This window comes from Ruegeria sp. CE8, assembly GCF_056537465.1.
On the sequence record NZ_JBQFRP010000004.1, the window covers coordinates 99,373 to 114,404 of the forward strand.

The following is a 15,032-nucleotide window of genomic DNA, read 5'->3' on the forward strand; positions in this document are numbered from 1 at the left end:
TCTAATGAACACTTTTTCAATTGCTTCTACCATTTTCGTTTTTGCTGCAACCGCAGCATTATGCCAAGAAACGCCACCCAACGCGACCGCCAACGTTTTGAAAGGTAGACCCTATTCGCCCTACGCGGACCGGGCGTACCCAGAGCGCGTCTACTTTGGGGATACACATGTTCATACCAGCCTTTCGGCGGATGCCGGCGGCGGCGGAACGCGGCTGATGCCGCGCGACGCTTACCGGTTTGCGCGTGGCGAACAGGTGATCTCAAACACGGGCCAGCCTGTCAAACTCGAGCGGCCTTTCGACTTTTACATGATCACAGATCACTCCGACGGGATGGGCGCGATCACCGATATAATTTCGGGTGCTCCGAATATAATGGCGGATGAACAGGGGCGCAGTTTCCACGAAGCATTTAATCAAGGCGGCGAAGCTGCACTCAGAGCGGCGCAGGAGATGACCGCAAGCTTCGCGCAAGGCACGCTCAGTCCTGCCCTGAACTATCAACCGGGCAACGAAGCTTATGAGCGCGTTTGGGACAATCTGGTCACCATTGCCGAGGAGTATTACCAGCCCGGTGTTTTCACGACCTTCGCCGCCTACGAATGGACGTCGCTCGTAAGCGGCAACAACCTGCATCGTAACGTCATTCTCCGCGATGGGCCGGACAAGACCCGACAGCTTGTACCCTACACCACGACGCCGCCGATGGGATCACCGAACCCCCGTGATCTATATACCTGGCTTCAGACTTACGAGGACACCACGGGCGGCGACGCATTGGCGATCGCCCATAACGGTAACCTGTCCAATGGTTGGATGTTTTCACTGGTTGACGACTTTGCAGAAGGCACCCCACCTCTGGACCGGGAATACGCTGAACTGCGCCAGAAATGGGAGCCGCTTTACGAATGGACACAGTACAAGGGAGATGGTGAAGCGCATCCGTTCCTGTCGCCCGATGACACATTCGCCGACTTCGAAACATGGGACTACGGAAATCTCGATAGTTCTGAACGCAAAACGAAGGAAATGCTACCGGGCGATTACGCACGATCTGGCCTTTTGAGGGGGTTGGCTCTTGAAGCAGAATTGGGAGTGAACCCGTTTAAATTCGGCGCGAGTGCTGCAACGGACACCCATACTGGCCTTACAACGGTGGCTGAGGATAACTTCTTCGGGAAATTCACCGCCTATGAACCGAACGCAGAACGCGCAGTCCACGTGGGCCGGAGATTTCCGGATGGAGAGGCGGCCTATTATTCTTCCCAATACAACGCCGCAGGATTGACGGCTGTTTGGGCGCGGGAAAATACGCGTGAGTCGATTTTTGATGCGATGCGACGTCGTGAGGCCTACGGGACGACTGGGCCGCGCATGACAGTGCGTTTCTTCGGAGGGGATTACGACCGCGATGCTCTGGCGCGGCGAGATCTCGCTCGCATCGGTTATTCCGGCGGGGTGCCTATGGGTGGTGACTTGGCAACACCCTCGGGCGGGGACGCGCCAGATTTTCTCGTCTACTCTTTGCGCGATCCAAATGGCGCAAACCTCGATCGCATTCAGATCATCAAAGGCTGGATCGACGGGGAAAGCGGAGAAGCCATGGAAATGGTCTACGATGTGGCGTGGGGTGGTGATCGGTCGCCGGATGCAGCCGGCAAGCTGCCTCCTGTGGGCAACACCGTCGATCTGTCTATTCCCTCCTGGACCAACTCGATAGGCGCGCCGGAGTTAGGCACCGTCTGGACCGACCCCGATTTCGACCCTTCAGAACCTGCATTCTATTACGCTCGCGTGATCGAAATCCCAACGCCACGCTGGACAGCTTACGACGCGGTAAAGTTTGGCACAGAAATGCCAGAAGGCACGCCGATGACCACGCAGGAACGCGCCTACACGTCGCCCATCTGGTACACGCCCTGACCCTAAAACCCCAATAAAGCGCGGCAGCCGCGTCAAGAAGTTAGAACGAGGTGACAAATGAAAAGGCTTTTGCGCGAGATGCGCTCAGCGATGGGTGCGGCGGCCATAGCTACGTTTGCAGTTCTGCCAGTCAAACCGGCGGTTGCGGTTGAAGGAGGGTTGGGCGCCTATTTTCTGGGAACCAGAGATACGTTTGCGGGATTTGTTCCAGAGCCGGGAACTTACACAAGCCTGACCTTCGATCATCTTGATGGCAGCGTAGACGGTGTTTCGCTTGCGGGGCTTCCGATCGCAGCTGACGCAGACCTTGAACTTAATCTCTGGCGACTGGGTGTAACTCAGGTTTTCGACGCGCAGCTCTTTGGCGGAACACCCGCCATAAATCTCACCGTCCCCTTTCCCGTCGCCGAACTCACCTTTACCGCGATCCGTCCCCCTTTGCAGGGTGCGAACATTGACGACACGCTCTCAAGCTTCGGCGACATCAGTCTGACCGGTCTGGTGGGGTGGCACCGGGGAAATCTGCATTACAGCACTGGCCTGACCGTTTATGCGCCAACTGGCGAATACAATACCGCATCTATTAACGTTCAGCAGCGCACCGTCCAAGTTTTGAATGCCGGCAAGAATGTCTGGTCTTTCCAACCCTTTTTTGCCGCAACCTGGTTCGTTCCGGAGCGTGGTTTTGAGGTTTCGGGCGCGGCCAGCCTGTTGTTTAGCGAAGAAAACGATGCGACCGACTATCAGACTGCTCCTGCATTTCAATTAGAAGGAGCTGTTGTGCAACGATTCCGCTCGGGCTGGGGGGTTGGTCTTGCCGGGTACACTTACCATCAGCTTGAAGATGACAGTGGTGCAGGCGCCGAGCTCACCCGGATCGCCTTGGGGGCCAGCAGCCTGCGGGCTCAGGTCAGCGGTATTGGCCCGCTTGTCACCTACGATGGCGGAACATTGCTGGGTGCCGACGCTTCCCTAAAGCTCAAGTATACGCATGAGTTTGCGGCAAAACGTCGATTTGAAAGCGATGTCCTGACGGCCGTGATCTCTCTGTCTTTTTGAAGGTGAAATCAGGGTGTTAAACGTGTCGAAGAAAACTATCATGTGGTGGTTGGTGGCTGCTCTTTTGGTCCCTTCGGGTGTTCAGGCGCAGGGCAATTCGGAATCGCTGCAATCTGCGGCCAATGACCCGACGGCTTCGATCATGTCGTTTCAGCTGCAGGGGTTTCACTCGTTCAAACTGCACAATTCACCCGAGAACAGCAGCCTGTTGCAATTCCGCGCCGCGATCCCGTTTAAGTTGGGGGCAACCAACCACATTGCACGGCTTACACTGCCATATGTGACGGACAGCGCCACCGGGCAGTCGGGGCTGAGCGACACCACCCTGTTTGACCTTATAACCTTTGATCGGCGCTGGGGTCGTTTCGGAGTGGGTGCCGTGGCTCTGTTGCCCACGGGTGAGGATGGATTGAGCGCAGAGAAATGGGCCTTGGGACCAGCGGCAGGATTTGCGAAACAGGAAAAATGGGGGCTTTGGGGGCTTTTCAACCAGAACCTTTTCACCGTCGCTGGGGATGGTGACCGGCCAGATGTCAATCTGTCCACAATCCAGCCTGTGTTCAATTACAACCTTGGCAATGGTTGGTCAGCCGGAACATCCGAGATGGTGTTCGTTTATGATTGGGAGGCCGGCGAATTCAGCAGCCTGCCACTGGGGGTCAAAGTGTCCAAGCTCGTCAAAGGCGGAGGCCTGCCCTGGCAGTGGTCCCTGTCTTACGAACACAACTTTGACGATGACGCGATCTCGTCGGCCGACACAGTGAGTTTTACGCTGAAACTATTGTTGCCCAAGGGCGGGTGAAAGCATGGATGACGAACTGTTGAATGTGAGCTGGCAGACAAGGAATCCTCCGCGCGGGTCAAAGCCGACGGCAAGCAAACAGAGCCTGTTCCGGCGAATTGTTACGGAACCGTTTGTGCATTTTGCGGTTCTCAGCCTTGCGATCTTTGGCTGGTTCAAACTGGCGCAACCGGACGAGTGGGCCGTTGATCCGGATGCCCGGGTTATCATCATAGATCAGCGGCAGGTCGAGCTTCTGGCCGGTCAGTTTGAGTCCACCTGGCGACGCCCTCCGACGGCCGAGGAGCTGGCAAAACTCAAAGAGGATTGGCTGAACCGCGAAGTGCTGTACCGCGAAGCATTGGCGCTGGGGCTGGATGGCAATGATGAGATCATCCGCAACCGGTTGGTGCAGAAGATGAACTTCCTTTTGACCTCCGAGGCGGGTGCTGCGCGACCAGAGGATGAAGTGCTGCAAACATACCTGTCCGACAACGCCGACGCATTCACGACCCCCGCGCGGCTTGCGGCCAGCCTTGTTTATCTGGGGCAAACCCCAAGCGAGACATTCGTTGAACAGACGCGGACGCGTTTGGCCGCCGGCGAAGATCACCGCCAATTGGGTCAGGCGTCATTGCTTCCAACAGGATTTGAACTCAGCGCGCGCACTTTGGTTGATGGCAACTTCGGAACGGGTTTCTTTGACCAATTGGAACCCCTGCCATTGGGGGAATGGAGCGGACCTGTTCAATCGTCCTTCGGGCTTCATATGGTTCGTCTCGACAACAGATGGGACGCGGTCTTGCCACCTTTTGTCGCGATCCGGGATCGCGTTTTGGCCGATTGGCGCGAGAAGCAGGCCGAGCGCGCGACGGAGGTGTTCATAGAGAATCTGCGATCCACCTATGTGATCGAGGACCTTGCAGAAGCTAACCACTCTGTGGGTGAATCATGAAGCGCCTGCTGACGCTGATCGCGCTACTGGTGGGTCTTCTGGCGCCTGCCTTTAGCCATGCCCACGCGCTGGAACCGGGTTATCTGGAAATCTCGCAGGAAACCGACAGTGATTGGTACGTGTTCTGGCGCAAGCCGGATGTTCGCGGCGCGCCGATGGATATCGACGTTGCGCTTCCGGAGGTCTGTACCGCGCCCACCTTTGATGCACCAGTCTTTGACGGTCGCGCCTGGACACAAGTCTGGCGCATGTCCTGCACCGAAGACCTGCGCGGCAACGCAATACGGATCGACAAGCTTGAGGCGCAAAGAACAGATGTCCTGCTGCGGGTGGGATATCTGGACACGGTGAATATGGCGACCTTCCGCCTGACCCCCGATGCACCTGCTGTGACGCTGCCCGCGCAACAGGGGCTTATCCAGACGCTATGGCAATATGGTGTGTTGGGCTTTGAACATATCCTCGAAGGCTGGGATCACCTGCTGTTTGTCTTTGCCTTGCTGGTTCTGATCCGCAACCTGCGCCAGTTGATCTGGGCGGTGACTGCCTTCACCGTCGCGCATTCGATCACGTTGGGTCTGGCCACTTTCGGCGTGCTGAACGTCCCGGGCCCGCCGGTCGAGGCCGTGATTGCCCTGTCAATTGTCTTTCTCGCGACCGAAGTGCTGCGGTCAAAGGACAAACCCAAGACACTGGCCAGCCGGTTCCCTTGGGTGATTTCCTTTGGGTTCGGCCTGCTGCACGGTCTGGGCTTTGCCGGAGCGCTGGCCGAGATTGGCCTGCCAGAACAGGACATCCCGGCGGCCTTGTTGGCCTTCAACCTCGGCGTTGAGGCTGGGCAGCTCGCCTTCATCTTTGCAGTGTTGGGTGTGTTCCTGACGGTCAGGAAAGGCGCGCAAGCGGTTTGGGGCTGGTCGATGGCACAAGGGCCGTCGCGCCAGATGCTTGGATATCCCATCGGATGCATTGCTGCGTTTTGGCTGGCCGAAGGGCTCGCCGGATTTTGAACAAAGAAGGAAGGAGAAGGGACAGTGATTAAAACACTTGGAGGCGTGATGATGGTCGCTGTAGTCGCGCTTGTTGGCTGCGACGTGGTGGACCCGGATTGCACACCGGAAAAGGCTGCGAAGCGCCAGGTCCAGCAGGCAACGATCGGGGTGAGCAATCGTTGCACTCCGGCCGAAACAGCACGCGATACTGCCGGTATCGACGGTTGAGGAATTCGGACGTTCCAATACACTGAGCGCAATTTGAGTGGTGGCGAAGTGACACCCGATATCGTCCATTAGTTACGGTTGTCACTGCCTCAGGCTTTGGAAGCCCGGATCGGTTCCCCGTTCAAACCTCGTAGACCGGGGAACCGTCAAAAACTGTGATAGACTACCCGAATTGTTTGGGGGCCGCATGCGCTGGAAAGGACGACGTACAAGCCGTAATATCGACGACCGACGCCATACGTCGCGCGGTGCGTCCCGTGCGGGTATCGGCGGTCTTGGCCTGATCGTGGTTGTTGTGGTCGGCCTGTTCCTGGGCGTGGATGTGACCCCGTTTTTGACCGGTGGTGGTCAACTCTCGGCGCCGCAAGCGAATGCGCCGGTGCAGATTGACGACGAAACCGAAGAGTTTGTAGCCGTCATCCTGGCCGATACCGAAGAAATCTGGTCAGAAATATTCCGAAACTCCGGCATTCAATACACGCCCCCCGTGCTGGTCTTGTTTGCTGACCGAACCCACTCAGCATGTGGGCGTGCCATGTCCGCGACCGGTCCGTTCTATTGCCCGGTTGATCAGCGCGTCTATCTGGATACGTCGTTCTTTCAGGTTATGGAACAGCGCCTTGGTGCGCGCGGCGACTTTGCCAAAGCCTATGTGATTGCGCATGAAGTTGCCCATCATGTTCAGAACAGCCTTGGCGTTCTGGAGCAGGTGAACCGCGCCAAAAACCAGTCCAGCCAATCCCAGGCAAATTCCCTTTCGGTGCGCGTGGAACTTCAGGCGGATTGTTATTCCGGTGTCTGGGCCCGCGCCGTTGATCAGCGGTTTGGTGTTTTGGAACCCGGCGATATCGAAGAAGCATTAAACACCGCTGCCGCGATTGGGGATGACGCTTTGCAACGCGCGCAACAGGGCGTGGTGGTTCCGGACAGCTTTACTCACGGCACAAGTCAGCAACGGCAAAGCTGGTTCTATCGGGGATATGAAACCGGGAACCCCAACAGTTGCGACACCTTCTCGGCGAACCGGCTGTAGGATTTGGTGATGGCGGGCGCATTGAAACCACGGACCAAATACTGGTTCGAAAAAACTCCGAAACTCGTTCTTCGGAAAATCAATTTCTTTCAATGATCTTAGTATGAAACGTAAATTTTCTTTGATCCTGAGTATTTCTGTGCTGTTCACTTTGGCATTATTGCCCGACAACGGCAGAGCACAGGATAGTAGAGGCTCGGTGCCAATCGCTGCAGCGGTTTGTCCACCTTTCGTGATGCAGGAAGGTGACAACCTGGATGGGCTGGCCATCTTCTTGTGGGATCGCGTCGCCAGAGAGCTTGGACTGGACTATGACATCACGCTGATGAACTTCGGAGACATGATCGACAGCGTTGCTGCGGGGCAATCGGCTGTCGGGATTTCCTGTCTGTCGATCACACCCGAACGAGAAGAACGGGTGGATTTTTCGCATTCGTTTTTCGAGACCCACAAAGCCATCGGGATCAAGAAAGCCAGCTACCTCAGTTCCATTCGGCAGTTTCTTCTGAACCCGCGCATTCTGACCGCGATCATCATCGTGTTGGGGGCAGCCGCGCTGGTAGGTGGGGTGTTCTATCTGCTCGAACACAAGATCAACGCAAAGCTCTATGCGATGAAAACACGCGGCGGGAAGGTGATGGAGGCGCTGGTCATTGGCCTGCTGTTCGTGACCCGCGGTCCCATTCGCTACTACGAGTTCAAAACGCCAACAGCGCGCATTTTGTCCGCCGTATTGGCAGTGGGCAGCACGATCATGGTCGCCAGCATCACAGCCATACTGGCCAGTGCCTTTACCTTGGAGCAAATCCGATCTGAAATACGCTCGCCTGACGATCTGGCAAATGTGCGGGTTGCGACGCTGGCGGATTCAACGTCGGCGGAATATCTGCAACGGTCAGGCATCGCCGCGCGCAGCTTTGCTACTTTGTCAGAAGTGGTGACCAGCCTGGATGCGGACCAGGTCGATGCGGTTGTCATGGATGCACCCGCCCTGAAATATGAAATCCTGCGTGGCCGAGAGCAGGGTCGTTTCGAGGACCTCGAAGTGCTGCCCTATGAGTTCGAAGAACAGAACTATGCCTTCGCCTTGCAGGATGAGAGCGAATATGTCGAAGTTCTCAATCGCGCTTTGCTTTCGGTGCGGAAAAGCCCTGCATGGGACACCGAAGTTCTAAGATACATCGGGAAGTGAGCCCGTTCATCTCCATCGATCAAGGTTGGCAAAAACTGACAAAAAAAGGAGAGACGATGCCGTAGAAACTACTATGGGTCTTGTTGGAACATTCTGAGTTGGAATGAAACGCTGGATACAATCTCAGCAAATCTTACAGAGGTGAGCGAAGGCTCGGTCGCGCTCTATGAGTCGGGCGAAATATCCAGTTCTGCAAAGGACAACCTAACATCACGTGACTGGATCGTGGAAGAGACAGGTCTTATCAGCCCGGACGCCTTCCCGCTGAGATGATCACAGAAATAGCTAATTGAACGTACCAAGAGCGCCCTTGCGCTATTCGAACAAAGAGCCCTGGATATGGTCCCCACCGCTCATCTGATTATGCAGGTACTCGTTCCAGTAAGGAGTCCATGACACCAGCGCCTTTCCGGTTCCTTCAAACAACCGCAGCCGGGTCTGACCGGAAATAAGGTTCCTGGGAAACCTCGCCGATCGCACGGACCGAAACTTCAACCCCGAGGTACGGCCTAAAACAAGGCGGCCCTGCACTTTGAGCTCTCCATCCGTAACTGAAATCTCTTCGACCGGTCCCGGCGCGTTGATCGCTACTTTGCCGGCACCGCGCAATGTTGTCTTCCAGGCGAACAGGCCATCACCGGCCCACCAGCTTGCCAGCATCGGGTCACGGTGCAGGCCAAGCTTTACCGATCCTTCGCTCGCCCAGTATTCGCCGGGCTCCAGTATCCATTTCTCCTTAGGCTGAACGTCGAACACGTGAAACCCGGCAAGCGATGGCTGTAAATGGATTGTCCCGGTCCCGCTGTAATATGGCCTGATCCGAGATTCACGGGCGAAGATATTGCGAAAGATGTCCCCCACCCCGGGCAGTCTGGGCGTAAAGGATATGTCGCCCCGGAAATTGGACAACGCGCCCCGGGCGGCCTGAACCGTTTCCTCATCCAGATGCATACGCAGTTGGCGCATCCCCTCGACATTCGTAACGTCGAACCTGGCCATGTCAGAACCTCTCGCCTGGGGGTTCATCCCATACCATCAGGCGACTCCAGAGAAGCCTGAAGGGTTCAGGCTGCAGCGCCGCACCACCGCGCAAGGGTCGATCAAGCGTCACGATAACGAAGAGGATCACACCCAAGAAAACCGCTGTGATGCTGCCCAGAACAAGGTGCTGACGAATCCTGATCCGAAACATGGTCATCAACAGAATGCTTATCCCGGCGCCGACCAGCACAGCCTGCCAAAGCACGTCGGGAATTGCCGTTCCAACACCGGCCAATCTCAACTGCCGTGCATCGGAAAAGTCCTGAAAGGATGACACAACTTCGGTGTGCACGATTTGCTCTGCCCCGGTTTCGGGGGAATACTCGGCCAGCTTGCGGCGAATAGCCTCTGCGCGATTGTAACCGCCGTTCAGAATCTGGCCTTCTTGGTGGGCAGGCCACTCAGTGTGGATGGTGTAGAGGACATAGTCCCGCATGATCAGCTTCACTTCGCTGCGGTATGGTTCAGCATAGACGTTGAGCTGCGCATAGAGCGATCCGAGCGATGTTGCCTCAAGCAGGATGCTTTCCTTGGTACGTTCGGAATTCTGGTAAGCTGCTACCGTCAGAAGGCCCAGCAAAAGGCCATAAAACAGGCTGAACCCGGAGGTCACATAGTTTATTGATGAGTTGAAATCGGGGCCTGTTCCCAGAAGAATACGAAGAATGGGTTTGACGATAAACAATCCGACTACAACCGCAGCCAGAGCGATCAGAACAAACCATATAGCCAAGCTTTGGGTCGGGATGTCATAAATGAAATCAGGCATATCCCTGCCACTTGTTAATACCCTTGAAATAATACGATTGGTTCGGACAATGACAAAACGGTTATTCGGTGTTTTCTTGGGTATTTCCCTTTTTTTCCCGGGATTTTTGGCCGCTCAGGAGGTCAAGGTCTTCAGCATTGGATCTGGGAATGTTGCGGGCAATTATTTCCCTGTTGCCAGTGCGATCTGCGATGCTTTCAACGCGCGCGACGACTCGTTGCGAAGATGCAGTCCCGAGCCCACACCGGGCAGCGTTTACAACCTGAAAATGATGCAATCAGGTGAGCTGGATTTTGCGATCGCGCAGTCGGACTGGCAGCAGGCTGCGTTCGAAGGCACGACCTTGTTCGCGAAAGATGGGGCAATGGACGACCTGCGCGTCGTTACCCCCCTGTTCAAAGAGGCGGTGACGATCCTGGCGGCACCAGAATCGGGCATCCTGACAATTCGTGATTTGCGCGGCAAGGCCGTAGATATCGGGCGCTCTGCATCCGGCAGGAACGCGTCTATTCGAAATTTCCTTGATGAGATGGGACAGGGGTTGGACTTGTTCGGCGCGACCTACGAACTGGAGCCGTCCAATGCTCTGCAAGAGCTTTGCGAGGGGCGCATCGACGCAAGTATCTTTGTGCTGGGGCATCCTAATCAACTGATCCAGCAGGCGCTGGACAAGTGTGAGGCGACAATTGTCTCGGTCGCGGGTCCCGGCATTACAGAGTTTATCAACCAAAACCCGGTATACCAAGTGGCCGAGATTGACATGGAACCGTATGGGCAGCCGGGTCGACAGTTCACTACGATTTCCGTTGTCGCCGCGCTGGTGGCCCGCGATGGGGTTGAAACCGGCCTTGTCGCCGATCTGGCGAATGCGATCGAAGACGCGCGTCAGAAGCTAACCGCTGACCTTCCTGTATTGGACGCGAGTATATTGAAAAATCCCGAGGTTCTGAACATGCCTGTACCTGATCATCCGGGGGTTTCTTTGGTTCAGAACTAAGCTGTTGGAGTCGAAGAATTTCCGCTTCGGCAGCCGATACCGCGGCGGGTACACTTAACAAGCATGAGGCGCATTTATCCTAATGAGTAAATCGAGATGTCCCGGATGCCTGACGATTGCGATCATGGCGGTCATATGCGCATTGCCGGTGCCAAGCGCGAATGCCGGTAATGATGAGGAAAAACTGGTGTTCGAGATTGCCGCCGATCGAGTGCCATGCGTCGGAGTTGCGCCCATGCAGTGTATGGTGGTCAATGGCGACTTTTTCTACGAGAGCATAGTCGGATACAGACATATCGATGGACAGGCCGCTAAGATCTGCGTGTTGCGCACAAAGCGGCCCGAGCCAATACCTGCCGATCTTGGAGCGTTCATATTCACACGTGTGTCCTGCGAAGACTGAGGCACCCATTGTAGCACTGGCTTTCGCATCGCAACCAGTCGTGATCGATGGGCTTTGCCACTTGCGGAAGTTCAGTTTTAGCCATGAGCGGTTCCAAGCTAACAAACATCCCAAAACTTGACGCTGCAATTGCCACCTGAAAACGGGTAGCTCGCTGCGCTGCCAAAATCTCACACCGCGAGAGCGAGGGTTTTCTGCCTCAGCCATAGCGTTAAGAAACAAAGGCGGCTTCGTACCGAACTTTTAACCCTCCTCCGCCTCACAGTTCGCGGCAAATGGCGAACGTTTTGGATTTCAGGACGAGCTTAGGCTTTGAATTGGTGCGCCTCAAAACAGGGTCACGATGCAGGATGCTCCGATAACTCTGCGAAAGGTGGTAGAAACTTTTCAGTCCAAACAGTCTTGGCGTTGATCCGACCCTGAAGCTTGCGATGTTGACTGCCAGAAGAAGCCCAGTCCAACGTCCGCTTTGCAGACTGCATATGCAGCATCCTCAAGGTCAGCCAAAGGTCCGGTGCGGGCCGCTTAAGTGGCGGAAAGAAATCACGGTATCACCTTAGATATCAGCGCTATCGCTCAGATTAAACTAAGTTGGCTATGCCAATTCGATGGCCATCGATTTCAGGTGGCGCATGTCTGTACCGCAGCACCCTCCAAATACTTGGATCGACGGATACTGCCTCGCAATCGAGGCAATCTGTTTACCAAGTTCAGCTGGATCGCCTTCGTCCAGCTCATCTGCTTCGTCAAGTTCCGCATGCGAGCAACTCGAAGCGTTCGCCACGATGCCTCTCAGACGGGGGTGGTTGCCAAGCGCTCCGGCGAAATGGGTCGGATGAGCGCAGTTGACCATAAAAAACAGCGCCGCCGCGTCGGTTGCCGCGTCGATCTGGTCAATTCCATCCACAAGTTTGGTCCCGTCTGCCAGGCACCCGTCCGTTTCGACAACAAGAGACATGATGATAGGCAGATCTGCGTCTCCGGCGGCGAGGATGCATCCCGCAGCCTCACTTGGACGGTTGAACGTATAAGCGGTGACCAGGTCGACGCTTGTGTCTTTCAGGCTGTGCATTTGAGCGGCGTGGTATTGGCGTGCATCTTCGACCCTCACCGGAGGGACGTCGGCGTAAGGGTCATAGCGCGGGCCGATACAGGCCGACACCAGTACATCATCGCGAGCGGCAGCCTGGCGCACCTCCTCCATTAGACTGACCGCATCTTTGTTCACCTCAACGAGCCGGTCTGTATCGTACCCCAACGGCGCTGCCCGATCGGCGTTCGCCATCCATGTGGGTGCATCAAGGATGCATCCGACACTCATTTCATGGGCGAGATCGACAAGTGCCTCCATTTGACCGGCCAGTATTGCCCTGGTGCCAGGTTCTTCCAGCAATGGAAACGATGCGAAACCGGGTAAATCAACGCCATGATTGAATATCAGGTCGGTGCCAGTGCCGGCATAAACCAGAAAGGTTTTGTCACCTTCGAGCGGGAACTGTCGCGCCATTCTGATCCACACCTATTGACGTCAAGTCTTCATAGATACCTACATTATCTCGGGTCTCCTGTGAACCTTAGTGCGGCGACAGAGTGTATTCCGTGAGCATGACCTCATCTTCCCGGGCATCTCTCAACCGCAGCGAAATTCTCCTTCGGCGGGCCACACTGCAGCGTCATCAAGCCTTAGCCAACGGCAGCATAGGGCCGGAGCCCTATGATATCAGGCATCCGTCATATGCTGGACCAGTGAGGTCAGCTGTCTGTCGCCGTAGCCATCGTCCCAAGCCGCCTTGGTGCGCTCATGCATCAACCGGATGAAATCAGCGGGCGCATTAAGTGAGAGATAGGTCTTCAACGCATCCTCTTGCGCCATCGCGTAAACCTTCAGGGAGGCTTCCGCACTGTCGTAATCTTCAAACGGAACAGTTCTGGCAAAGAGATCATGGTAGTCATTGACCAGTTTGATCGTGGCAGGGAGTTGGTCGGCATAAACCTGCATCGGGATGCCCGCTTTTTGGCAGACAAGTGCACCGTAGATCATTCCGAACATGAACCCCTGTCGAACCGTGAAGAGGCCGGCAAAGAGCGCGGCAAGTGCCGTTGGTTTCTCTCCAACATGGGCGGACTTTCCACCCAATTCTCTGATGATACTGCCATAGCGGTCCCAGGTTCCGGCACTGCCCACCGTAAGGATTGTGGTTTCATCACCACCAATGCCGGAAGGGTAGGCATTGATCATGCCCAGCATGTAGCCTGCCCCCTGTCCCTCAAGGATGGCGACCAGTCTATCGGCATCCGAGGTATCGCCCGTGCTCATGTCACAGATGGTCTTACCCTTTGGCGAGACGCTCAGCCCGTTGACCAGTTCAACAGTTTCCTTGTGGCTCTTGATACAAATTATGACAAAATCAGACGCCGCAATAGCATCATTCGGTGAAGAGCAGATCGTGGCTCCAGCCTCAGCAAAAGCCTCTGCTTTTTCCGACGTGCGGTTCCAAACGCTGACTTCGTGGCCTGCCTTGAGCAAGCAATGCGCCAGCGCTGAGCCCATATTGCCCAGTCCCAAAACAGCAATTTTCATGATGTTTGTCTCCGGTGGTCGCCAATGAATTACTGCACCAGCATGCGTCGGCATCAGGGGATCACATAGTTGTAAATTTTTCTATATTGTTAGATTATCTTACTTATGGATTGGCGCACGCTTCCCTCTTTGACATCTCTCAGAGCCTTCGCCGCCGCTGCCGAGTTTCGAAATCTGACCCGGGCGGCAGAGGCACTGAACGTGACCCATTCCGCAGTCAGCCAGCAAATCCGCGGGCTCGAACAACATCTCGGCACTCGGCTTGTCATCCGTACCCGGCACGGTATTTCTCTGACATCACAAGGCGAATTCCTGTCGGCTGGCCTGCTTGAAGCCTTCGCGGAAATGGCCTCCGTGACTGAGAGCGTGTCGAGTGCAGAGGCGGTTCGACCGTTGGTGGTCAGCGCGACTCCGATGTTTTCAAGCGCGTTCCTTATGCCGCGTCTGTCGACGTTTATTGACGAATTCCCCAATATCGAGTTGAGGATCGATTCAACGATCCAAGCTGTCGACCTCAAGCCGGGCGGAATTGATATGGCCATCCGATATGGAACAGGTCGCTGGCAAGGGCTTGTCTCGCAGATGCTGCTGCCAGGCTGTCTGACGGTTGTCGCGTCCCGCGAACTAATCGGAAACCGGGATCTCACGAATCCTGCAGAATTGCTTGATTTCACGCTTCTTCAGGAACAAGGGTCAGTCGAGTTTGACCTGTGGTTAGAAAAAGTCGGAATTCCGACCGACGCCGACCGGAGAGTTGTCCGCGTGCCGGGCAATATGCTGCTGGATGGCATCCGTCGCGGTGATGGTATCGGGGCGACGGTACCGGCTTTTGTTTCTGACGAGTTGAAGTCGGGACAACTCGTGGCGCTGTTCGACGATCCAATACCGCAGATCGGCTACTACCTTGTCACGTTGCCGGGCCCGGTTCGACCAGCGGCAAAGCTGTTCATGCGGTGGCTCTCGAAATCAATTACCGAATATGAGAAAAGCCTTTTCCGATGGACGCCCTCTCACTTGCTGTAGGCAGTAAAGAGCACCGACTACAGTCAAATTGGGTCTGACTTACCGTATACGACTGTG

At 55.7% G+C, this 15,032-nt stretch carries 15 protein-coding genes; 11 read left to right on the top strand and 4 right to left on the bottom strand.

Annotated features, from left to right (window positions below; translation table 11 throughout):
- Window positions 1-4 precede the first annotated feature (4 nt).
- The 8 genes from ACR0AA_RS08925 (at window position 5) to ACR0AA_RS08960 (ending at window position 8,161) form a co-directional block, all read left to right on the top strand.
- Window positions 5-1,924, top strand: coding sequence for a DUF3604 domain-containing protein (locus tag ACR0AA_RS08925; RefSeq protein WP_480527583.1), 1,920 nt, complete (start codon window positions 5-7; stop codon window positions 1,922-1,924).
- A gap of 57 nt (window positions 1,925-1,981) precedes the next feature.
- Window positions 1,982-2,983: a SphA family protein gene (locus ACR0AA_RS08930; RefSeq protein ID WP_480527581.1), complete on the top strand. Its 1,002-nt coding sequence runs from the start codon at window positions 1,982-1,984 to the stop codon at window positions 2,981-2,983.
- A gap of 22 nt (window positions 2,984-3,005) precedes the next feature.
- On the top strand, window positions 3,006-3,785 hold the full coding sequence (locus ACR0AA_RS08935; RefSeq protein ID WP_480527579.1) for a hypothetical protein: 780 nt from the start codon (window positions 3,006-3,008) through the stop codon (window positions 3,783-3,785).
- Window positions 3,786-3,789: 4 nt separating this feature from the next.
- Window positions 3,790-4,719: a peptidylprolyl isomerase gene (locus ACR0AA_RS08940; RefSeq protein WP_480755870.1), complete on the top strand. Its 930-nt coding sequence runs from the start codon at window positions 3,790-3,792 to the stop codon at window positions 4,717-4,719.
- Entirely contained in the window at window positions 4,716-5,726 is a 1,011-nt protein-coding gene (locus ACR0AA_RS08945) for a HupE/UreJ family protein (protein WP_480755871.1), read from the top strand. Before ACR0AA_RS08940 ends, ACR0AA_RS08945 begins: the two co-directional genes overlap by 4 nt.
- 24 nt (window positions 5,727-5,750) lie before the next feature.
- A complete protein-coding gene (locus ACR0AA_RS08950) occupies window positions 5,751-5,936 on the top strand; it encodes a hypothetical protein (RefSeq protein ID WP_480755872.1) in 186 nt (61 codons plus the stop codon).
- A 187-nt stretch (window positions 5,937-6,123) separates the two neighbouring features.
- Window positions 6,124-6,969 carry a KPN_02809 family neutral zinc metallopeptidase gene (gene ypfJ / locus ACR0AA_RS08955; protein ID WP_480755873.1) on the top strand — a complete coding sequence of 282 codons (846 nt, stop codon included), beginning with the start codon at window positions 6,124-6,126 and terminating at the stop codon, window positions 6,967-6,969.
- Between the two features lie 103 nt (window positions 6,970-7,072).
- Entirely contained in the window at window positions 7,073-8,161 is a 1,089-nt protein-coding gene (locus ACR0AA_RS08960; protein ID WP_480755874.1) for a transporter substrate-binding domain-containing protein, read from the top strand.
- 315 nt (window positions 8,162-8,476) lie between these two features.
- Here the strand turns inward: ACR0AA_RS08960 and ACR0AA_RS08965 are convergent, their stop codons facing one another.
- Window positions 8,477-9,160: an AIM24 family protein gene (locus ACR0AA_RS08965; RefSeq protein ID WP_480527564.1), complete on the bottom strand. Its 684-nt coding sequence runs from the start codon at window positions 9,158-9,160 to the stop codon at window positions 8,477-8,479.
- Between the two features lies 1 nt (window position 9,161).
- The gene (locus ACR0AA_RS08970) at window positions 9,162-9,971 is read right to left on the bottom strand and encodes a bestrophin-like domain (RefSeq protein WP_170744535.1); all 810 of its coding nucleotides are present in this window, start codon (window positions 9,969-9,971) and stop codon (window positions 9,162-9,164) included.
- A gap of 49 nt (window positions 9,972-10,020) precedes the next feature.
- Between ACR0AA_RS08970 and ACR0AA_RS08975 the strand changes: the two genes are divergently transcribed.
- Together ACR0AA_RS08975 and ACR0AA_RS08980 are read left to right on the top strand one after the other, a co-directional pair.
- On the top strand, window positions 10,021-10,968 hold the full coding sequence (locus ACR0AA_RS08975; protein WP_480755875.1) for a TAXI family TRAP transporter solute-binding subunit: 948 nt from the start codon (window positions 10,021-10,023) through the stop codon (window positions 10,966-10,968).
- Window positions 10,969-11,050: 82 nt separating this feature from the next.
- Window positions 11,051-11,371, top strand: a complete 321-nt coding sequence (locus ACR0AA_RS08980) for a DUF4377 domain-containing protein (protein ID WP_480527560.1) — start codon at window positions 11,051-11,053, stop codon at window positions 11,369-11,371.
- Window positions 11,372-11,966: 595 nt separating this feature from the next.
- On the opposite strand, the gene ACR0AA_RS08985 is transcribed toward ACR0AA_RS08980, so the two are convergent.
- The gene (locus ACR0AA_RS08985; protein ID WP_170682336.1) at window positions 11,967-12,878 is read right to left on the bottom strand and encodes a homocysteine S-methyltransferase family protein; all 912 of its coding nucleotides are present in this window, start codon (window positions 12,876-12,878) and stop codon (window positions 11,967-11,969) included.
- A gap of 213 nt (window positions 12,879-13,091) precedes the next feature.
- The gene (locus ACR0AA_RS08990) at window positions 13,092-13,952 is read right to left on the bottom strand and encodes an NAD(P)-binding domain-containing protein (RefSeq protein ID WP_170682337.1); all 861 of its coding nucleotides are present in this window, start codon (window positions 13,950-13,952) and stop codon (window positions 13,092-13,094) included.
- Between the two features lie 129 nt (window positions 13,953-14,081).
- Here ACR0AA_RS08990 and ACR0AA_RS08995 point away from each other — a divergent pair, with 129 nt between their 5' ends.
- Window positions 14,082-14,975 carry a LysR family transcriptional regulator gene (locus ACR0AA_RS08995; protein ID WP_170682338.1) on the top strand — a complete coding sequence of 298 codons (894 nt, stop codon included), beginning with the start codon at window positions 14,082-14,084 and terminating at the stop codon, window positions 14,973-14,975.
- The last annotated feature ends 57 nt before the right edge of the window (window positions 14,976-15,032 follow it).